The organism is Erythrobacter longus, from assembly GCF_000715015.1.
GTDB classification, from domain to species: domain Bacteria; phylum Pseudomonadota; class Alphaproteobacteria; order Sphingomonadales; family Sphingomonadaceae; genus Erythrobacter; species Erythrobacter longus.
The window spans coordinates 15,770-36,173 of sequence record NZ_JMIW01000002.1 but is presented as its reverse complement, the minus strand read 5'-3'; the positions used below and the strand labels follow the sequence as shown (position 1 = coordinate 36,173).

20 protein-coding genes and 1 other RNA gene are annotated in these 20,404 nt (G+C 59.1%); 16 read left to right on the top strand and 5 right to left on the bottom strand.

Annotation, left to right across the window (positions count from 1 at the left end):
* Window positions 1–85 precede the first annotated feature (85 nt).
* Window positions 86–1,684 carry a protein translocase subunit SecD gene (gene secD / locus EH31_RS06075; RefSeq protein ID WP_034959194.1) on the top strand — a complete coding sequence of 533 codons (1,599 nt, stop codon included), beginning with the start codon at window positions 86–88 and terminating at the stop codon, window positions 1,682–1,684.
* Between the two features lie 17 nt (window positions 1,685–1,701).
* A complete protein-coding gene (gene secF, locus EH31_RS06070) occupies window positions 1,702–2,679 on the top strand; it encodes a protein translocase subunit SecF (RefSeq protein ID WP_034959193.1) in 978 nt (325 codons plus the stop codon).
* 113 nt (window positions 2,680–2,792) lie between these two features.
* Here secF and EH31_RS06065 read toward each other — a convergent pair whose 3' ends face one another.
* The gene (locus EH31_RS06065; protein WP_034959192.1) at window positions 2,793–3,989 is read right to left on the bottom strand and encodes a glycosyltransferase; all 1,197 of its coding nucleotides are present in this window, start codon (window positions 3,987–3,989) and stop codon (window positions 2,793–2,795) included.
* Window positions 3,990–4,064: 75 nt separating this feature from the next.
* Window positions 4,065–4,661 (bottom strand): helix-turn-helix domain-containing protein, encoded by a 597-nt coding sequence (locus EH31_RS06060; protein WP_034959446.1) that lies wholly within the window; start codon window positions 4,659–4,661, stop codon window positions 4,065–4,067.
* Between the two features lie 109 nt (window positions 4,662–4,770).
* On the opposite strand from EH31_RS06060, the gene EH31_RS06055 reads away from it, so the two are divergent.
* Window positions 4,771–5,253, top strand: coding sequence for a DUF6456 domain-containing protein (locus tag EH31_RS06055; RefSeq protein WP_034959190.1), 483 nt, complete (start codon window positions 4,771–4,773; stop codon window positions 5,251–5,253).
* Between the two features lie 89 nt (window positions 5,254–5,342).
* Here EH31_RS06055 and EH31_RS06050 read toward each other — a convergent pair whose 3' ends face one another.
* Window positions 5,343–5,921 (bottom strand): uracil-DNA glycosylase family protein, encoded by a 579-nt coding sequence (locus tag EH31_RS06050; RefSeq protein WP_034959445.1) that lies wholly within the window; start codon window positions 5,919–5,921, stop codon window positions 5,343–5,345.
* Between the two features lie 17 nt (window positions 5,922–5,938).
* The gene (locus EH31_RS06045; protein ID WP_034959189.1) at window positions 5,939–7,768 is read right to left on the bottom strand and encodes an ABC-F family ATP-binding cassette domain-containing protein; all 1,830 of its coding nucleotides are present in this window, start codon (window positions 7,766–7,768) and stop codon (window positions 5,939–5,941) included.
* A gap of 101 nt (window positions 7,769–7,869) precedes the next feature.
* Between EH31_RS06045 and EH31_RS06040 the strand changes: the two genes are divergently transcribed.
* The 7 genes from EH31_RS06040 (at window position 7,870) to EH31_RS06010 (ending at window position 13,585) form a co-directional block, all read left to right on the top strand.
* Complete coding sequence (locus EH31_RS06040; protein WP_034959187.1) at window positions 7,870–8,604, top strand: SIMPL domain-containing protein; 735 nt, start codon at window positions 7,870–7,872, stop codon at window positions 8,602–8,604.
* Between the two features lie 77 nt (window positions 8,605–8,681).
* Complete coding sequence (locus tag EH31_RS06035) at window positions 8,682–9,029, top strand: PepSY domain-containing protein (protein ID WP_051699015.1); 348 nt, start codon at window positions 8,682–8,684, stop codon at window positions 9,027–9,029.
* A gap of 139 nt (window positions 9,030–9,168) precedes the next feature.
* The gene (locus EH31_RS06030) at window positions 9,169–9,846 is read left to right on the top strand and encodes a response regulator transcription factor (RefSeq protein ID WP_034959185.1); all 678 of its coding nucleotides are present in this window, start codon (window positions 9,169–9,171) and stop codon (window positions 9,844–9,846) included.
* A 130-nt stretch (window positions 9,847–9,976) separates the two neighbouring features.
* Window positions 9,977–11,314 (top strand): sensor histidine kinase, encoded by a 1,338-nt coding sequence (locus tag EH31_RS06025; RefSeq protein WP_081853280.1) that lies wholly within the window; start codon window positions 9,977–9,979, stop codon window positions 11,312–11,314.
* A gap of 75 nt (window positions 11,315–11,389) precedes the next feature.
* Window positions 11,390–12,010: a sigma-70 family RNA polymerase sigma factor gene (locus EH31_RS06020; protein ID WP_051699014.1), complete on the top strand. Its 621-nt coding sequence runs from the start codon at window positions 11,390–11,392 to the stop codon at window positions 12,008–12,010.
* Entirely contained in the window at window positions 12,007–12,903 is an 897-nt protein-coding gene (locus tag EH31_RS06015) for a hypothetical protein (protein ID WP_034959181.1), read from the top strand. The genes EH31_RS06020 and EH31_RS06015 overlap by 4 nt, the downstream gene beginning before the upstream one ends.
* A 157-nt stretch (window positions 12,904–13,060) precedes the next feature.
* Window positions 13,061–13,585 carry a hypothetical protein gene (locus EH31_RS06010; protein ID WP_034959178.1) on the top strand — a complete coding sequence of 175 codons (525 nt, stop codon included), beginning with the start codon at window positions 13,061–13,063 and terminating at the stop codon, window positions 13,583–13,585.
* Between the two features lie 178 nt (window positions 13,586–13,763).
* On the opposite strand, the gene EH31_RS06005 is transcribed toward EH31_RS06010, so the two are convergent.
* The gene (locus EH31_RS06005; RefSeq protein WP_034959175.1) at window positions 13,764–14,048 is read right to left on the bottom strand and encodes a chorismate mutase; all 285 of its coding nucleotides are present in this window, start codon (window positions 14,046–14,048) and stop codon (window positions 13,764–13,766) included.
* Window positions 14,049–14,114: 66 nt separating this feature from the next.
* Here EH31_RS06005 and EH31_RS06000 point away from each other — a divergent pair, with 66 nt between their 5' ends.
* The 6 genes from EH31_RS06000 (at window position 14,115) to EH31_RS05980 (ending at window position 20,382) form a co-directional block, all read left to right on the top strand.
* Window positions 14,115–15,125: a polyprenyl synthetase family protein gene (locus tag EH31_RS06000; protein WP_034959173.1), complete on the top strand. Its 1,011-nt coding sequence runs from the start codon at window positions 14,115–14,117 to the stop codon at window positions 15,123–15,125.
* A 19-nt stretch (window positions 15,126–15,144) separates the two neighbouring features.
* The gene (gene hrpB / locus EH31_RS05995; protein ID WP_277813503.1) at window positions 15,145–17,625 is read left to right on the top strand and encodes an ATP-dependent helicase HrpB; all 2,481 of its coding nucleotides are present in this window, start codon (window positions 15,145–15,147) and stop codon (window positions 17,623–17,625) included.
* Window positions 17,626–17,663: 38 nt separating this feature from the next.
* Window positions 17,664–17,942 (top strand): ETC complex I subunit, encoded by a 279-nt coding sequence (locus EH31_RS05990; RefSeq protein WP_034959170.1) that lies wholly within the window; start codon window positions 17,664–17,666, stop codon window positions 17,940–17,942.
* A 51-nt stretch (window positions 17,943–17,993) separates the two neighbouring features.
* Window positions 17,994–18,088: signal recognition particle sRNA small type (gene ffs / locus EH31_RS17195), an RNA gene on the top strand.
* Between the two features lie 88 nt (window positions 18,089–18,176).
* Window positions 18,177–20,021 carry a DNA polymerase III subunit gamma/tau gene (locus tag EH31_RS05985; RefSeq protein ID WP_034959168.1) on the top strand — a complete coding sequence of 615 codons (1,845 nt, stop codon included), beginning with the start codon at window positions 18,177–18,179 and terminating at the stop codon, window positions 20,019–20,021.
* Between the two features lie 19 nt (window positions 20,022–20,040).
* Window positions 20,041–20,382, top strand: coding sequence for a YbaB/EbfC family nucleoid-associated protein (locus EH31_RS05980; RefSeq protein ID WP_034959166.1), 342 nt, complete (start codon window positions 20,041–20,043; stop codon window positions 20,380–20,382).
* Window positions 20,383–20,404: the final 22 nt, after the last annotated feature.

Below are 20,404 nucleotides of genomic sequence, written 5' to 3'. Positions count from 1 at the left end.
TAAGGTCCGCGCCCCAGTAACTTGCGATCAGGCAAGCGGGCGCGGTACATTTCCAATACATCTCTTATAGGATCAAAGCACACTCATGCTTGATACCCCGCTCTGGAAGAAAATCTCGCTTTGGGCCGTCACCCTTGCGCTTGTCGCGGCGGCATTGCCTTCGTTGCTGGCAACCGCCGGTGTCGACACCGGTGACGAAGTGCCTCATGTGAACCTTGGCCTCGATTTGGCAGGGGGCTCGCACCTTCTGCTCGAAGCTGACCCGGCAGATGTCGCGGCAGAGCGGCTTGAGAATATGGAAGAATCGGTCGAAGCGGCGCTTCGCGGGGCAACCCCGGAGGTGCGCTTTGGCGATACCTCGCGCAGCGATGGACGGCTCTCGCTTCTTTTGGACAGCGCTTCGGACATCGACCGGGCGCGCGGCGTTCTTGAACCGCTGATGATGGGTAACGATGGCTCGCTGCGTCAGGAATGGGAACTCGAAATCATCGACACGCAGCGCCTTGTGCTGGTGCCGACCGATAGCGGGCTTAACGTTGCAGTGAACAATGCGATGGACAGCGCGACCGAAGTTGTGCGCCGCCGGATTGACGAACTTGGCACGCGCGAACCAACGATTGTGCGTCAGGGCGACACCCGCATTGTGGTGCAGGTGCCGGGTCTGGAAGATCCGCAGGCATTGAAAGACCTGCTTGGCAAGACGGCGCAGCTTGAGTTTAAACTGGTCGACCAACAGGCGCTGCCCAGCAACACCGAAGCGGGCGTTGCCAATCCGGGCAGCCAGATTTTTCCCTATGCCAGCGATAGCCAGTTTGCGGGCGGGTTTGAGGCGGTTAAACGGCTTGGCGGTATTCGCGGCGACAGTCTGACCGGCGCGCAGGCAGGCGTCAGCCCGGAGAACAACGAAAACGTCGTCAACATCCAATTCGACCAGGTTGGCGGGCAGAAATTTGCACAGCTTTCGACCGAGAATGTCGGCGAGCGGTTTGCCATTATCCTTGATGGCGAAGTGATTTCCGCGCCGTTCTTTAACGAACCGATCCTTGGCGGAAGCGCTCAGATTTCGGGAAGCTTTACCCCTGAAAGCGCCAACCAATTGGCGATCCAATTGCGCTCGGGCGCTCTGCCGGTGCCTCTGACCGTGATCGAGGAACGCACAGTTTCCGCGGAACTGGGTGAGCAATCGATTCGCTCTGGCATGATCGCAATGCTGGTCGGCAGCCTGGCTGTCGTTGCACTGATGATCGCTTCCTATGGCCGCTTTGGCATCTATGCGACCGGTGCGCTGATTTTGAACGTGCTGATTCTGCTTGGCTTGATGGCGATCGGCAACTTCACATTGACGCTTCCGGGGATCGCAGGCTTTGTCCTGACCGTGGGCGCGGCGGTGGATGCAAACGTTCTGATCAATGAACGTATCCGGGAGGAGCGAAAGCGGGGCCGAAAGGTCATCACCGCGGTCGAGAACGGCTATAAAGAGGCATCACGCGCGATTTACGATGCGAACGTCACCAACTTTATCGCAGGCGCGCTATTGTTCTGGTTCGGCTCTGGCCCGGTGCGCGGGTTTGCGGTTGTTCTGGTGATTGGCCTCGTCACATCGGTTTTCACCGCATTGAGCCTCACCCGCATGTGGGTGTCGAGCTATCTGGCTGCGAACCGTCCTAAAGACATCAACATTTAAGAAGGAGGCGAGAGCACATGAAACTTCTCAAACTCGTCCCCCAGGACACAAACATCAAATTCCTGCGCTGGCGCATTCCGTTCTTCGTTGTGAGCCTCGTTTTGATGGTCGCAAGCTGGGGCATTGTCGCGGTCAATGGCCTTAACCTTGGCATCGACTTTGCCGGCGGACAGGAAGTGCGCCTGACCTTTGCAGAGGGCAATGCAGCCCCCGTGGGCGAGCTTCGCGAAACCGTCGGAGCGCTGGGTTATGGAACGCCCGTGGTCCAGGAGTTCGGCTCCCCCAATGAAGTGAGCATCCGCGTGCCTCTGCCAGAAGGTGCAGAAGAAACGCCCGGTGCTGCCACAGCCATTGGCAACGAAGTGGTCGCCTCGATCCAAAACGGCCATCCCGACGTTCGCACCGACGGAAACCAGACCGTTTCAGGCAAGGTGGCCGGCGAATTCAGCCGTGATGCGACCCTCGCATTGCTTGCCGCCATGGTTATGGTTGCGCTGTATATCTGGGTGCGGTTTGAGTGGCAGTTTGGTGTCGGCGCGCTCTTTGCCCTGTTTCACGACGTATCGCTCACCTTGGGTATGTTCTCGCTGCTCCAGCTGGAATTCAGCCTTCAGATTATCGCCGCGATCCTTGCCATCATCGGTTATTCCTTGAACGATACAATCGTCGTCTACGACCGCATTCGCGAAAACCTCAAGAAGTATCGCAAGATGCCTTTGGCGGAGCTTTTGGATCTGTCAGTGAACGAGACGCTGGCGCGTACGGTGATGACCTCGCTCACGCTTCTGATCGCGCTTGTGCCGCTGCTTATGTTCGGACCGGAAAGCCTGTTCGGCCTTGTCGCAGCGATCACATTCGGGCTGTTTGTAGGCACCTATTCAAGTGTTTACATGGCCTCGCCATTGCTCCTTTGGGCGGGTGTGACATCGGACAGCTTTATACCCAAAGAGACAGAGGCAGACCTCCAGGAAAAGAAAGTGCTGGGCGAGCTCTAGTTTCCTTTCGACGGCGCATCCGCGCCTCGTCCTCGGTGCTGTTCCCTTCGCTATGCTGCGGGGCACCTGCGGGCGCCCGGTCGGGCTTGCGACTCTGCGTGTCGGCCTCGCGCCTAGCGCTGGACCACTAAACCTTCGTAATAGGCGGCAAGCTCTATTGCGTTGGTTTGCCAGCTGAATTTCTCTGCCATCGCGGCGACCGCCTGACGCATGGGCGGATTGTTCAGCACCGCCTGAACGCCCGCCGCAACGCTTTCGGGAGTGCGATCAACCAGCCGTCCTGCGGTGGAATTGGTGATGATCTCGCGCGCGCCGCCCACATCGCAGGTCACAACGGGCGTCCCGCAGGCAAGCGCCTCAACCCACGCGTTCGCAAGGCCTTCATTGCTTGTGGGAAGCACCATCGCATCGGCGGCAGAAAGCACCAGTGGCAGCATATCGTGGTCAAGCGAGCCTGCAAAATGCACCCGATCCGCAACGCCCAGATCGCGGGCAAGCACGCGCAAATGCGCCTCGTCATCGCCTTTGCCCACCAACACAAGGCGCGCGCCCTCAATCGTGGCCAAAGCGGCGATTGCAATGTCTTGACCCTTACGCTCAATCAAAGCGCCAACACACACCAGAAGCGGCGCATTGTCAGGCAGGTCAAAGCCCAATTCTGTGCGCAATTGCGCGCGCAATTGTGTGTGGGTGAGGGGGCGGAACCGGTCGCGGTCAAGCCCGGTGTAGTGCAGTTGGATTTTGTCGCGCGGCATACCAATCGCTGCCATTTCTTCAGCGATCGATCCGCTCACAGCAAGCAGTCCCTTTGCACGGTTGGCAGCATCAACCATCTGCTCCCTCGCAAAATCGAGAGTGCCCCAATAGGTGATATCGGACCCGCGCGCCTTGACCGATAATGGAAGGCCCATTTCCTGCGCTATCCACGCCGCTGCCGGGCCGTCGGGGAAGAAGAATTGCGCATCAATGATGTCAATCGGGCTCTCTTCATGGATGCGCTGGATCAGGGGAAGAGCAGCCTTGGCGATAGCAGAAGCATTGCGCCGCGCGCCGACCGCAGGGATCAGCGTAAAGCGCGGGCGGTGAACCGCAACGCCGCGCTCCTCTTCATACTCTGGCAGTCTGGATAACGCCCGGTATCGGCCCAGCGCCACCGGCGGCAGCCCAATCGGATTGACGACGCTAACCTGCCAATCGCCATTCTTTGCCCCGCGTTTTGCAAATGCCTCAAGCGAGCGCGCCACAAAAGTCCCAAATCGCGGATTTACCGCATTGGGATAAAGCGTGCTGAGAGAAAGGACATGCTTCACTTAAAGGGTGTTCTCCTGTGGGAGGGTCAAGAATAGCGGGCGCGAGTTAACGAGTTAAGCCTCGCAGCAGGCGGTTTAAAGGGGGCGCACCAGCATGACGGCGACCGCAATCCAGTCGGGGTTGTCGATAACCTGCTGTTTTTGCCCCGCTTGCGTTGGCAAAATGCCTACAAGCGGACCGCGCCGGTCAATCAACCGTCCAAAAGCAAATCGGCCACCCGGGCGCGGCACCAGGCAATCGCGGTTCATGGCGGAAAGGAAGTCGGCATCCTTCGCGCTCCACGCGTCCATTTGCCTAAGCCACACCGTATCGCCCGGGCGATATTCGCCCACGGGGGAGGTGACTTCGAGCACCAGCATTGGCTCATCACCTTCCTGTGCCGCCATCTCGCTTGGCAGGACAGCATCGCGCGGCGTTTTCAACGCCTCGGGATCAGAAAGCCCAAGCTGCGCAATGACTTGTGCGCGCGGCGCTTTATCAGAGCCGACCAGAACCTGCGGATCAACGCCCAGCGCCGCACCGATGCGTTCCATCCATTTGGTGGAGAGGTTGCGCATACCCGTTTCAAGACGGCCGATGGTTTGGGCGGTTGTTTCCGGCTGACAGGCGGCCGCCAGATCCGCCAGCGTCATTCCGCGCGCTTTCCTGATTTCACGAATGCGATTGATCATCGAAATGGCCTTTTTCAAAATAACCCATTTGGAGATTTCCACTTTCCTACATCACCGAATGCGATGCAAGCCCTGATTTTACCGATGTGGTGAGTTTAGGAGCAGGACTATGCGCAAACTGGCGGAAATCGAGATGACCTCTGAAGGGCCCAAGCGGGGGAGCGGGGCGAAGGGAAGCCGCCGCACTGTCACGGTCAATCTGGGCGAGTCCCCGATTGCGTGGCTGCATTCGCGCGGCCATTTGTCGGATCGCCTGTTCGATGCAGGCGAGGCCTTGCGCAATGACTATGAGCGCGCGCAACTCTCTCCCAATGTCACGATGCGCTGGGACCCGGTGCGGGTGAAAACCGGCAATCCGGGAAGCGCCGAGGCGGGCCTTTCCCCAAGCGAAAAGCAGGTGTCAGCAAAGATGCGCTTTGACGGGGCGATTGCGTCTGCTGGCAAGGGTCTGGATGATGTTTTGTGGCGCGTGGTGTGTGCAGGCGAAGGCTTGCCACAGGCGGAAAAGGACCTTGGCTGGCCTGCGCGCAGCGGCAAATTGGTGCTGCAACTGGCGCTGGAAAGGGTGGCCGATTTTTATCGCATCAGGTGAGATGGGTTTTTTGGCCCTGGACAGTGTGTCAAGTGTGTCAAAACTTGCGATAAAAAGCACAGAAACAACGTCTTAGGAAAGTTGGGTGCTTAGGAAAGTTGTGCAGCGACGCGGCTCTTGAGCTTGGGAAGAACCTCTTCTTCATACCACGGATTGCGCGCCATCCACATACGCACGCGCCACGATGGATGGGGCAGCGGGATCACCGGGCCGAGCGCTTCGCTGATATGCTCGCCGTCCTGAACGCGGGTTGTCAAAGAGGCTTTGCGGCTATGGGGGAGATATTGCGCTTGGGCATAACTGCCCACCAAAAGCGTCAGGCGTTCCTTTGGTAAAGCCGTCAGGATGCGGTCATGCCATTGGGGCGCGCATTCCTTGCGGGGCGGAGCATCGCCGCCCTTGGCTTTGCCGGGATAGCAAAAGCCCATGGGCATTAACGCGACTTTGTCAGGGTCGTAGAAAGTGTCTTTGTCGAGGCCAAGCCAGCCGCGCAGCCGGTCGCCGCTGTCATCGTCCCACGCAACGCCGCTTGCGTGGACTTTGGTGCCGGGGGCCTGACCGATAATGAGGATGCGCGATTGGTTCGAGAATTGGACTACGGGGCGGGGCCCCAAGGGCAGTTGGTCAGAGCAAGTGGTGCAGGTCTTGATCTCGCTATGGAGGCTCAAATGGTGAGCGCCATCACTCACCCTTCAACCTGCTCTGCAAGCTCCAGCCAGCGCTCTTCCGCCGCGTCCTTTTCCCGGCGAGCATTCTCCAGGCCTTTGGAGATATTGGCAAAACGTTTGGGGTCTTTGGTAAAGAGATCGGGGTCGGCAAGGATCGTCTCACCCTTCGCAATTGCCGCCTCAAGCTCTTCGATGCGGGCAGGGAGCAGCTCGTAGTCGCGCTGGTCTTTATAGGAGAGTTTGTCGGACGACTTGGGCTTGGTCGCCGCAGGTTTTTGGGCAGGTTCAGCGCGCGAAGCCTTGGTCTTGCCTACTACAGGCTTGCGGCGCTTGGCCTCCCAATCCTCATAGCCGCCCGGCACGATATCGACGCGCCCTGTGCCATCAAGGCCAAGGGTTACAGTGACGGTCTTGTCGAGGAAATCACGGTCGTGGCTTACGATGAGAACCGTGCCGTCAAAGTCTGCGATCACTTCTTGCAGGAGGTCCAGTGTCTCAAGATCAAGGTCGTTCGTCGGCTCATCAAGGACAAGCAAATTGGCGGTGCGGGCAAATTCACGCGCCAAAAGGAGCCGCGAACGTTCTCCACCCGACAGAATTCCGACCTTGGTGTCGACAATCTTGGGATCAAACAGAAAGTCTTTGAGATATGCCTGAACGTGTTTGCGCGTGCCCCGCACATCAATCCAGTCGCCGCCCTCGGCTAGAATGTCGCGCACGCTCGCGCCCGGTTCCAGAAGCTTGCGTTGCTGGTCGATCATCACACCAGTAAGGGTGCGCGCATGGCTAATCGTGCCAGTGTCAGGCTCGATCTCTTTGGTCAGCAGTTTGAGAAGCGTGGTCTTGCCCGCTCCATTGGCCCCCACAATTCCGATGCGATCACCATTCTGGATACGCAGGGTAAAGGGCTTGATCACCGCGCGGCCATCATAGGTCTTGGAGATATCCTCGGCCACGATAACCGATTTGGATTTGAACTCTTCATCATTGGCAAGTTTCAGTTTTGCAGAGCCGCTGTCCGAGATCATCGCAGCGCGGGCAGCGCGCATCTGGTGCAGCTTTTCAAGCCGGCCCTGGTTGCGTTTGCGGCGCGCGGTTACGCCGCGTTCCAGCCAATGGGCTTCGATCTTGAGCTTTGCATCCATGCGTTCCGCCGCGCGCGCTTCTTCGGCATAGACCTGCTCTTCCCAAGCCTCATATCCGCCAAAGCCCACCTCTTTGCGCCGCAAAGTGCCCCGGTCGAGCCACAAGGTTGCCCTAGTCAGGCGTTTCAGAAACGTCCGGTCGTGGCTTATCGTGATGAAGGCGCCCTTGTAACGCTTGAGCCAGTCTTCGAGCCAGTCAATCGCGCTCAAATCCAGGTGGTTGGTCGGCTCATCAAGCATGAGCAGGTCAGGGTCTTGCGCCAGAGCGCGGGCAATCGCTGCGCGGCGTCTTTCACCCCCGCTGGCCGTTGCCGCATCGGTGGACATATCAATGCCAAGCTGTCCGGCAATCGCTTCGACCTCATGCGCGGCTGGCGCGTGTTCGCCCGAACCGTTATCGGCAAGCGCAAAATCCATCAGCGTATCGAACACGCTAAAATCGGGCTCTTGTTCAAGAAACACGATGCGCGTGCCCGGCTTTACCCGGCGCTGTCCCCGGTCCGCTTCGATGCGATCCTCGATCAGCTTCAAAAGCGTCGTCTTACCCGCTCCATTGCGCCCGATCAGAGCCAATCGGTCCCCGGGCAGGATGTGCAGGTCAATCGGCTCAGCGCCTTCTCCCGGCTGTGGTCCGCCAAAAAGCCAGCGGCCGCCTTGTTGCAGGGAAAGACCTTCCCAGGAGAGGATTGGTGGTTGTGCCATGGGTTTGCGCAAGTAGGGGCTTGCATCACACCTGCCAAGTCGGTTCAGTGCGCGCTCATGCACAAAGCTGTAGATGCAGCCGCATTGAGGAGGAATTTTTGATGATCCGTTACGCACTTAGCGCCGCTGCTGCCGCAATGCTTGTGGCCCCGGTTGCAGCCAACGCTCAAGAGGTCGAGATTTCGGCCAATGGCCCGGTGATCGAGCTTTCTGTCTATGAAAGTGTGACGGCAGACCCCGACCTTGTGACGATCGGGGCAGGGGTAACTTCCGAAGCAAAAACCGCAGTCGAAGCGATGCGAATGAATGCGCGGCAAATGCAAGGCGTGATCGACCGGATCAAGGCGCTGGGCGTGCCGGACAAGGATATTCAGACCACCGGCATCAACCTCAACGCGCAATATGATTACGACCGCGAAACTCAGCGTCAGATATTTCGCGGCTATCAAGTGTCCAACCGGGTCAGCGTTAATCTGCGCGATGTTCAGGAAACGGGCGCCGCGCTTGATGCGTTGGTCGTGGCAGGCGCAACCGATCTTTCGGGGCCAAGCTTCAGCATAGAAGACGATACCGAAGCGAAGGCACTTGCCCGCAAACGCGCCATTGAACGCGCGCAGGAAAGGGCGTCGGAATACGCCGCCATGTTTGGATATGATGGGGTTTCGGTGCTTGCGGTCAGTGAGAGCATTCAAGGCCGAGGCCCGGTCGCGCAAATGGCGATGCGTTCTGCCCCGGTCGAAGCGGACATGGTTGCTTCTGCCCCCGTCCAGCCAGGTCAGGTCAGCACCGGGGTCAGCCTGTCGATCAAATATGAGATGGTGCGCGCCGGTGAATAAGCGCGGCTTTTATGAACACACATCCGGTGCCGCATTCACTACTTGTTCAAGGCGCGCAGTCTAGGCATGATTTCACGATGACGAAAAGCCGCTTTCTTTTTGCCGCAATGGGCGGTGCCGCTTTGACGGTGATGCTGGGCGCAGGCAGCGCAACCTCGGTTGTTGCCGCTGGCGTGACTGCGCAGGAACAAAGCCTGTCGGATCAAGGCACGGCCCGCCGCGAAATGCGTGCCGGCAACCAATTGTCCTTGAGCGAGATTGAAAACCGCATCGTTCCGCGCATGCAGCGCGGCGGCAGCGAATATCTCGGCCCCTCTTATGACAGCACTGCACGCGCCTATCGGCTTAAATTCATCCGCGAAGGCCGGGTAAGCTATGTCGATGTCGATGCGCGCACTGGCCGCATCATCAGCCGGTCGAAGTAACGGTCACGATCTGTCCGTTTATGAATAGTCTTTTCAATTCCTCGGGGACGAATGCGCTTGTGCGGTGTGGTGCTCGCTTGACGAGAGCCGAGCAAACGCGCAGTCCTTTTGGGGTAATTACTCGTAAATATGGTGGAATATGCGCATCCTGATCGTCGAAGACGAACCAACCCTTGGACAACAGCTTAAGTCAACGCTTGAGCAAAACGGCTATGCGGTTGATCTTTCAACCGATGGCGAAGACGGCCATTTCCTTGGCAGCACCGAGGATTACGATGCGTGCATCCTTGATCTGGGCCTGCCTGAAATCGACGGGCTTTCCGTGCTTGGCATGTGGCGCAAGGAAGGGCGAACCTTCCCTGTTCTGGTGCTGACGGCGCGCGACAGTTGGTCTGACAAGGTTGCCGGCCTTGATGCGGGCGCTGATGACTATCTGGCAAAACCGTTTCAGACTGAAGAGCTCATCGCTCGCCTTCGCGCGCTTATCCGCCGTGCGTCGGGCAACACTTCATCAGAGCTTACCGCTGGCCAAGTCCGGCTGGACACACGCTCTGGCCGGGTGACGCTTGATGGCGAACCGGTGAAATTGACCGCGCAGGAGTATAAGCTGCTCTCCTACCTGATGCACCACAAGGGCAAGGTGGTGAGCCGAACAGAGCTTATCGAACATATATACGACCAGGATTTCGACCGCGATTCCAATACGATCGAAGTCTTCGTCACCCGCATCCGCAAGAAACTAGGTGCAGAGGTAATCACAACTATCCGTGGCCTCGGTTACAGCCTCGACGACCCAGCAGACCAACCTCGAGCCTAAGGGCAAGCCCAAGGGTAAAGACGCGTCTGCACGCGAAGTCTCCAAAGGTGCATCTGCGCCTGAGGCCGAGGTGCAGGACGAGCCGGTTGGCGCTGACGCACGCAAACCACGTGCCAGTCTGGCGCGGCGGATGGGGCTTATCGCGGCTGGCTGGATCATCATCTTGCTGCTGGGCGGCGGCATCGCGCTTGAGCGCACGCTCACCCGGCAAGTCGTGGCGAATTTCGATGAACAGCTCGAATATCAGCTGACCTCGATGATTGCCTCGGCTGAAATCGACAGCTTTGGCGAGGTCTGGTTTTATCGCACCCTCGGCGATCAACGGTTTCTGGAACCGGGCAGCGGTCTATACTGGCAAATCAGCGGGGAAGGATATGAACCGTATCCTTCGCGCAGTCTGTGGGACCGGACGCTTTCCTTGCAAGCAGACAAACGTGGCGCGGGCACAGATGCAGCGGCGTTCGACAGCGAGGTTCACATTTACGATTCCGCGCAATTTGAAGGCGAGCCGCTACGGATTGCAGAACGCACTGTGATCTTGCCGGGAAGCGAGACGCGTTGGACTTTTGCCGTGGCGAGCGCGACGCAGCAGATTGATAATCAGATCCAGCAAGTGCGCCTGATCCTTACCTGGAGCTTTGCGGTTCTGGGGCTGGGCCTGCTTGTGATGGCGCTTCTTCAGATCCGCTATGGCCTGTCACCGCTTCGCCGGGTGAGGGCAGCGATCCAGAAATTGCGCACCACCGGCGATAATCGCATCACAGAGCCGCTTCCTGCCGAGGTTGAGCCGCTGGTGGACGAGGTGAACGCACTGCTCGAACACACCGAGCGGCAGGCCGAAGAGGCGCGTATGCATGCTGGCAACTTGGCGCATGCGTTAAAAACGCCGCTAACGGTGCTCACCAATGCAGCGACCGCGCGCGATCCCAATCTCAACGAAGCGGTGTTCCGCGAAACCCGCACAATGCAACGCCATGTCGATCACCATTTGGCGCGGGCAAGGGCGGTCGGAAGGCGCGCCGTTGGCCAAGCGCGCAGCAATGTACGGGCAAGCGCAGAGGCCGTGCGCCGCGCGGTCGAGCGGCTTTACCCCAATGGCCGACTGGATATTGCCGGGACGAAAGATGCGCTTGTCGCGATAGAGCGTCAGGATTTGGACGAAATCCTTGGCAACCTCATTGAAAACGCGGCCAAATATGGCGGTGGCAGTGTTTTTGTCACCCTCGATGTGGAGCCTGATTCAGAACAGTGCCAAATCTGGGTCGAGGACGACGGCATGGGCATTCCGCAAGAAGAGCGGGACCGCATCTTTGATCGCGGTGCGCGGCTGGATACGGGCAAACCTGGCACAGGACTTGGCCTTGCGATTGTGCGCGATGTCGCCGAAATTTACGGCGGTTCGGTCACGCTTGACGAGAGCGAAGATCTGGGCGGATTGCTTGTCGAGCTCAGCCTGCCACGCGCTTAATCGCCTTTGTGTCAGTGACGCGCGAAGGGTTTCTCGTCGTGCTCCGTTATAGAGAGCAGAGATGACGAAAACGTGATGACTGGCGAACAGACCAGCCCAGACTGCGAACCTTCCGGCAGACACTCTGCCACCCAAAGTGCTGCGCGTGATGCTGGGCTCGTAGCGCAGATTGCGAAGCGCGAGGAAGCGGCGTTTCGAGAGGTGATCGTAGAGCATTCACCCATTCTACACCGCATCGCCTATCGCATGATTGGCGAGGCACAGGAGGCTGAAGATATTGTGCAAGAGGCCATGCTCAGATTGTGGGATAACGCTCCGAAACTGTCGCAGAATGCGCAAGGCTCGATCAATCTGGGGGCTTGGCTAAAGCGGGTGACGGTCAATCTGGCGCTTGATCGGATACGCCTTGCGAAACGGATTGCGGGCAATGAAGTGCCAGAGCAGGAAGACGGTGCGCCATTGAGCGATGCAAGGATTGTCGAGAGCGAGCAGGTTAGCCTTGCCCGTGCAATGATAACGCAGCTGCCTGAAAACCAGCGCGCTGCGATTGTTCTCACATATTACGAGGAAATGCCCAATTCTGAGGCGGCTGAGGCGATGGATTTGAACATCAAAGCGTTTGAGTCGCTGCTTTACCGGGCCAGAACAGCCCTGCGAAATGCCTATGAGGCACACGAACAAGGGGATGCACGATGAGCACAGAGCCATTCCCCTTGGATGAGACGATGAAGCAAACCCTCGACGACTTCGCGGTGCCAGAGCTGTCCTCAGACTTTGCAGATCGGGTTGTTGCAGGAACGCGGGGCCGTGCGTCAGCGCTCCCACGCTTGCGTCCTACCCGAAAACCCCGTTGGCAGCGCAGCCGGCGGGTCATTGTCGGCATTGTCACTGCCGGTGCCATTGCGTCCGCCGCTGCCGCCACTGGCGTTCTGGATGAGCTGGGTATCGAGGTGCCCACTGCTGATGAAGTTTGGTCGGCCATCACGTTTGAGGAAAAGTCGCAAGCTTCTGCGTCGGGTTCAGGTCCAGTTGAAACGCTTGCGCCGTCAAGCGAGGGTCCCACCCGGATCGAAGGGCCAATTGATACCTCCGAAGAGCTCGAAGAGGTTTTCCGCCGTGTTGATGACAAACGCAACATTCGCCGCGAGGATCGCCGCGACAGGGTGGACCAGCGCATCGACAGAGTGATTGAACGACGCGGCGCGCAGGGACTGCCCACGCCGACGCCTCAACAAGAGCAGAGATTGCGTGAAGGGATCGAGCGTTTTCGCGACCGTGCAGACACGCGGCGAGAAGAGCGCACGCAGGAACGCCGCGATGCCTTGCGCAATACTCTCGAGGAAGAGGGGCAAGTGTCGCGCGACGAGATCATTCGCAGGGATATCCCCGAGGGCCCTGGCGCAGACCGGCTCCGGCGTTTCCGCGATATGTCCCCTGAAGAGCGGCGGGAAAGAATTCGCCAGTTTCGCGAACGGCGCAGCGGGGGCGGTGTGGCTCCACTTTCGCAGGAGCCCATCGAAGAGGCGCAACCCCAGACAGACCCTGCCGAGGCAGAGGCACAAGATGACCCTCCCTTTCCGGACCCATGAATTTAGCCCGCAAGTTTTTTTGAAGCGCCGCGAAGGGTTTCTGAGACTGGTTCGTCTTTAGAAGTATCAGCCCCGCACGGATGGTGGACCATGCAATGGCTGGCAAACAAACGGACCCGACACATAGAGATGAGGATTACCCGATATGAAAACCCCAATGACATTTGTTGCTATCGCTGCTCTTGCCGCTTCTGGCGCAGTGGCTCAGGAGCAGACCCGTACACGGACCTTTGACGGCCCCAACGTTAGTTCGGCCACCACAACCACGGTCAATCCCGAGACTGGCACTGCGACGCGTGAACGCAGTGCAACCAACCTCAACAATGGCAACACCGCCACCAGCAGTGCAGTGCGTCAGCGCACAGATACAGGTGCGACAGTGGACGTTGTCCAAACCGGCCCGCGCGGCAACAGTCGGTCTCTTTCCGGCGAGCGTGTACGCGGCGAAAATGGCTCAACCTTTGAAGGCACCGCCACGGGCCGCAGAGGCAACACCTATGACGTTTCCGGCGAGCGCACCCGTGATGGGCGCGGCAACCGTTCTGCCTCTCAGACCGTAACCAATTCAGCCGGCAAAACGGTTGGTTCGCGCTCGACAAGCAGAACACGTAGCGAGGGGACAGTCACCCGCAGCACTTCGCGCAGCCGTCCAACAGGTGCGCGTCAACGTCGGCCAAGGTAGAAAACCAATTTTGGCGCTGCGCATCCACCGGTCATAAACGCCCTCGTGGCTGGCTGGAAGTGTTCCCCAAGGCGCTGAACAGGGCGGTCTAACCGACCCGCGGGCTGCCTTGAAGAAGGGCGCGGAGTAACAACCCTCTCCGCGCCCTTTTTGTATGAGAACACCGCCTGAGCGTTTTTTATTCCCCGCGTGCTTTTTGATGGTGCCGGATCACTTCGTCGATGATGAAGCGCAGGAATTTCTCGCTAAACTCCGGGTCAAGGTCAGCCTCTTCGGAAAGCTTGCGCAGCCGCGCGATCTGGCGTTCTTCACGCGCAGGATCGGCAGGGGGAAGCGTCACTTTTGCCTTATACTCCCCCACAGCCTGCGTGATACGAAAGCGCTCCGCCAGCATATGGATGATAGCTGCATCGATATTGTCGATACTTTTGCGAAACTTTGCGAGTTGTGGGTCGTCGGTCATATGATGCAAACGTAGCAACAATTCAGCGCTTGCCAAGCGATGTGCGCTCCCCCTAAGGCGCAAGGCATGACCGCAGACGTCATCCCTATGCCGCGCAAAAGCCCGACGCTTGAGCCCATGCTGTCGCTGACCGCGAATGGCATGAACTCGGTGAACACCGTGATTCTGGAGCGGATGCACAGCGAAATCCCGCTCATCCCGCGTCTCGCAGGGCACCTGATTTCTGGCGGGGGAAAGCGTTTGCGCCCGATGCTGACGCTCGCAGGGGCTGAGCTGGTCGGCTATCAGGGGACACGCCATCACAAGCTGGCAGCAGCGGTGGAGTTTATTCACACCGCGACCCTTCTCCACGACGATGTTGTCGACGGTAGCGAACTGCGGCGCGGTAAAGCTGCGGCCAATATCATTTTCGGCAACCCGGCGACGGTTTTGGTTGGCGATTTTCTGTTCAGCCGCGCGTTTGAGTTGATGACCGAAGACGGATCGCTCAGGGTTCTCAAAATCCTCAGCAACGCCAGCGCCGTGATCGCAGAGGGCGAAGTCTCGCAGCTGACCGCGCAGCGCCAGATTGAGACGAGCGAAGAGCGTTACCTTCACATCATCGGTGCAAAGACCGCTGCTCTGTTCGCAGCAGCCAGCCAGATCAGCGCCGTCGTTGCAGAATGCAGCGAGGAAGAAGAGCGCGCTCTGGAAGATTATGGCCGCAATCTGGGCGTGGCGTTCCAGCTTATCGATGATGCGATTGATTACGATTCGGATGCCGCTGAAATGGGCAAAGATCAGGGCGACGATTTTCGCGAAGGCAAAATGACCTTGCCCGTCATTCTCGCCCACGCTCGCGGCGACACGGACGAGCGCAAATTCTGGAAAGACGCAATCCTTGGGCACCGTTCCTCTGACGCAGACCTTGCCGAAGCTATCCGCCTGATTGACAAGCACAATGCTCTTGAAGACACGCGCGAAAAAGCCCGCCATTTTGCGCAGCGGGCGATTGATGCGATCTCCATCTTCCCCGACAGCAAGGCGCGTGCAGCAATGGCAGAAGCCGCGCAATTTGCGGTCGCGCGCGGGTACTGATCGCGCTAACTAGCCGGGCGTGACGCCTGATCTTCCCATTTACGATATGCTGCCCGATTTGCGGGAAGCGTTGTCGCGCCAAAGTGCAGCGGTTCTGATCGCGCCGCCGGGTGCGGGCAAGACCACGGCTGTGGCACCCGACTTGTTGGGGCAGGATTGGTGCACAGGACAGATTATCCTGACATCGCCGCGCCGGGTCGCAGCGCGCGCTGCGGCCGAACGCATGGCGCAGATGTTGGGCGAGAAACCGGGTGAGACGGTGGGTTACATGACCCGCCTCGACAGCAAAACCTCAGCCAAAACCCGCATTCTTGTCGTGACAGAGGCGATCCTTGTGAACCGTCTGATCGAAGACCCTGAGCTTGCTGGCGTGTCTGCGGTTTTGTTCGATGAAGCGCATGAGCGGCATTTGGACAGCGACCTTGGCCTCGCGCTTGCGTTGGAGACGCGCGAAGTGCTGCGCGATGATCTGCGCGTCCTCGTCATGTCGGCTACGATTGATGGGACACGCTTTGCAGGGTTGCTTGGCGACCATGCTCCGGTGATCGAGAGCGAAGGACGCAGTTTTCCGTTGGAGATCAAATGGCTGGGGAGCGATCCCAATGCACGAATTGAGGATCAGGTTGCCAACGGAGTGATGCAGGCATGGCGCGATGGGGCTGGGGCTGGGGCTGGGGCTGGGGCAGGAGCTGGGGTGCAGGGCGGCGATATCCTCGCCTTTCTTCCCGGCGTAGGAGAAATTGAACGTACGCGTGAACGGCTCGAAGCCAAATTGCCTGACACCCCCATTTTGCCTCTGCATGGTCAGGTTGAACCGGCGGCGCAGCGCGAGGCAATCGCCCGCGATGCCAAGGGACGCAGGCGCATCGTGCTGGCAACCGCCATCGCCGAAACCTCGCTCACCCTCGACGGGGTTAGCATGGTCGTGGATAGTGGCCTTGCGCGCATGGCCGAATATGACCGCGCGGCTGGCACAACACATCTCGTCACCCGCCGCGCCTCCCAAGCAGCTTCGGCGCAAAGGGCAGGGCGCGCTGCAAGGCAGGGGCCGGGTGTCGCCTATCGATTGTGGGAAGAGGGCGGACATCTGGGCCGTCCTGAATTTGCGCTCCCCGAAATTGAGACCGCTGATCTCACCGGATTGGTGCTCAAGCTTGCGAAATGGGGGTCGAGTTACCCGGCTGAACTGCGATGGATTGATGCGCCGCCTGCTGCCTCCGTGGCTGCTGCCAAGGCGGCATTGAACAAGCTGGGCGCGCTGGATCCAGAAGGCCGCATTACCCCATGGGGCGAAGCGATTGCAGCAATGCCGATGGCGCCGGATCATGCCGCCTGTGTGCTGAGCGGAGCGAGTTCCGGTTGCGGTGAGGAAGCAGCCCGGCTGGTCATGCTCTTGCAAGAACGCGGGCTTGGCGGGCGCAACGAGGACCTGATGCAGCGCCTGTCGCGTTGGCGCGGAGACAGGGCGAGGAGAGCCCAAAGCGCTGGCCGCATTGCGTCGGGCTGGGCCAAAACCGCAAGCAAATCTGCCAGCAAGCACACCAATGAGGGCGCTCAATTCGACTGCGACGCTGCCGAGTGCCTGGCCCTTGCGCGGCCCGATTTTGTGGCGCGCAGGCGCGATGCGAAGGGGGAGAACTGGCTCAGCGCTGGCGGACGCGGATTTCAGCTTGATGCGGCCTCTCCGCTTGCCCGGGCCGATTGGATTGTTATCGGTGATGCGCAGGGCCAAGCCAAGGGGGCAAGGATCACGGCGGCTGCGGAATTGACACAGGCGCGGGTGGAGGCGATCTTTGCCAATGAGCTTCAGGAACGCACGGTAGCTCGCTGGAATTCTGAGAAAAAACGCGCCGAGGCACGCCGAGAAAAGCGCCTTGGTGCAATCGTCCTTTCAAGCGGTCCTGATCCTGATCCGGACCCCCAAGCCTTTGTGGATATCCTTGTGGAGAAGGCTCTGGATGACCTGGGGGCAATTTTGCCCAAGGGCTTTCTTGCGCGCGCTGAATTTGCCGGGGTGGAGGGGCTTGGTGTCGAGCATCTCAAAGCTCAGAGCGCGCTGTGGCTGGTGCCGCTTCTCGAAGGTCGCCGCGATCTGGATGTATCTCCAGCGCGCGTTGCCGATGCAGCATTGGGAGTGATCGATTGGAACGAGCGCCAGAAACTCGACGCGCAGGCCCCGCTCAAATTCACATCGCCCGCCGGTACAAGCCACGCAGTCGATTACGCTGGCGATGACGCACCCAGTGTCGAGGTGCGGGTGCAGGCTTTGTTCGGGCTTGATACGCATCCGATGATCGGGCGCACGCCCTTGCTTTTAAAGCTTACTAGTCCCGCAGGAAGGCCCATCCAATCCACACGCGATCTGCCCGGCTTTTGGCGCGGATCATGGGCGGATGTCGCAAAGGATATGAAGGGGAGATACCCAAAACACCGCTGGCCGGAAGAACCATGGGGGGAAATCCCCGGCCTTCGGACCAAAAACGCCTTCAATCGCAGATGATATTGGATTAAGGGCTCGCTGCGTAAAGGGATACCACAATGACTGCGATTATTTACCAGCAACCCAAAAGCGCCATGCAATCTGGCAAAGCCAAGGTCGACACCTGGATTCTAGAGTTTGAACAAAGCGAGGCGCGCCGTGCTGACCCGCTAATGGGGTGGACCGGAAGCGGTGATACGCAGGCACAGGTAAAGCTCAAGTTCCCCAGCAAAGAGGCCGCGAAGGAATATGCGGAAAAGCAAGGCTTGGTCGTTCGCATCCATGCGACCCCACCCAAGAGGCTCAAGCTTCAAGCCTACGCCGACAATTTCCGCTAAGTATCGCCAAACAGTGACTTGAATCGCGGCCCGGTTCACGCCATATGCGCTTTGGGAGTCGGGTGGACGTTTGCGTTCGCTCACCGGGTCAGGTCCGGAAGGAAGCAGCCCAGGTGGATTGCGACGGGTCGCTCGGCTCCTTTTTCACACAATTCGATTGCGCAGCGCGATGACAAACGGCGTTGGAGCGCGTAGCGTGTTTGCGTGACCGATTCAGACCCAGACCTGCCCGAAATGCAAAAGGATGCCCAAGAGGGCGATAGTCCCGAGGAAAAGGGGCCGAGCGCTGCTGAGCTTGAGGCGGCGGGGCAAAATTCGATGTTTGGCAGTGGGGATATGGGGGAAGCCGCTCCTGCGCCTGCACCGACTCCAGCGCCCGATCCGGTGACTGCTCCAGCACCCACTGAAACAAACCAACCCTACCGCGTGCTTGCGCGCAAATACCGGCCTCAGACATTCTCCGAGCTGATCGGGCAAGAGCCTATGGTGCGCACGCTTGGCAATGCGATTGAGCGGGACCGGCTGGCGCATGCATTCCTCATGACCGGGGTGCGCGGAGTCGGAAAGACATCGACCGCGCGCCTCATTGCCAAGGCGCTCAATTGCGTGGGCGAGGACGGGCAGGGCGGTCCGACCATCGACCCTTGTGGGAAATGCGAATATTGCACCGCCATTGCCGAAGGCCGCCATATCGACGTGATCGAGATGGATGCGGCCTCGCATACGGGCGTTGATGATGTGCGCGATATCATCGAACAGGTCCGCTATGCGGCGGTTTCGGCGCGCTACAAAATATACATCATCGACGAAGTGCACATGCTTTCGCGCAATGCTTTCAACGCCTTGCTCAAGACACTTGAAGAACCACCTGCGCACGTCAAATTCCTGTTTGCGACCACCGAAGTTGAGAAGCTGCCCGTTACAGTGCTCAGCCGGACGCAGCGGTTTGACCTTCGCCGCATCCCGGCAGACCTTTTGGCACAGCACTTTGGCAAGATCTGCTCGCTCGAAGGCGTCGAAGCTGAGGCGGAAGCCTTGGCGATTATTGCTGCAGCGGCCGAAGGATCGGTGCGCGACGGGCTCTCAATCCTCGATCAGGCCATCGCTCATGCCGATATGGACGCCAGCATGGGGTCTGGCGGCGGGGTGAACGCAAGCCGCGTTCGCGATATGCTGGGCCTTGCGGACAAGGGCGCGCAGCGGCGTATCCTGTCGCATCTGCTGTCGGGCGATGCAAAGGCGCTGCTCGTCGGGATTGATGAGCAATATGCGCTCGGCGTCGAACCACTCGCCCTGATGCGCACGCTCATGGACCTCGTGCATCGCATTACGGTTGCGCAGGTTTCCGGCGGTGAGCCCGATGCACCAAGCGAAGACGAACGCGCGGCTCTGGCAGAGTTTGCATCGAAACTTGGCGCAGGGGAACTGCACCGGCTCTGGCAATTGATGCTCAAAGGCCATGACGAAGTGCGCCAGGCGCCCGATCCTCTGGTGGCTTTGCAAATGGCGCTTTTGCGGGTGCTCCACGCGAGCGAGCTTCCTGATCCGGGCAAGCTTGCCAAACGTATCGAAGAAATCGCCGCCAATGGCGTGGCACCCGCGACTCAAAGCGCGGCTCCTGCAGCAGATGGGGGCGCTGCACCTGTCGCGAGCGCATCACGCGCATCACGCGCATCATCTCTCAATTGGGGCGAGATTGTCGACCAGATTGATAACAGCGGCCAGCTGCGCGTTGCGCAAATGATGCGCGACCGTATTCGCGTGATTGAACTTGCCCCCGAACGGCTGATTTTCGAGCTGGCTGACGATTACAACGATGATCCGATTCCCGATATTCGCGATGCCTTTTTCAAGCTGACAGGCAAACGCTGGCAGATTGAGCGGGCCAGCGGACCCGACGCAGAAGGTGCACAGCCCAGCCTGCGAGAGGCTGAGGAAGCCGAAGCCAAGGCAACACAGGATCGCATTCGGGCCCATCCGCTGGTACAAGCAACTCTGGAAGCTTTCCCCGAAGGCGAATTGATTGACCCCGATGACAAAGTAGCCCGCAGCGCAAGTGGCGGGCGCAACTGGAACTAACAAAAGGACGAGTATCCCCATGAAAAGCATGGAAGAAATGTTGCAAGCTGCACAACAGGCAGCAGAGACCATCCAAAAACAGATGGGCGATATGCAGGTCAAACTCGACTCGATCGAAGTCGAGGGTCAGGCAGGCGGCGGCCTTGTCAAAGTGCGCGCATCAGCCAAGGGCCGCATTCTGGGCGTCAGCATCGATGACAGCCTGATGAAGGTCGAAGAAAAGAACATTGTCGAAGACCTCGTAACCGCTGCATTCAACGATGCGCGCGACAAGGCGGACCGCGTGTCAGAAGAGCAGATGAAAGAAATGCAAGGCGGTATGGGCTTGCCACCGGGGTTTAATCTGCCGGGGATGGGTTGATCTGTGAGATCAAACAAAAGAG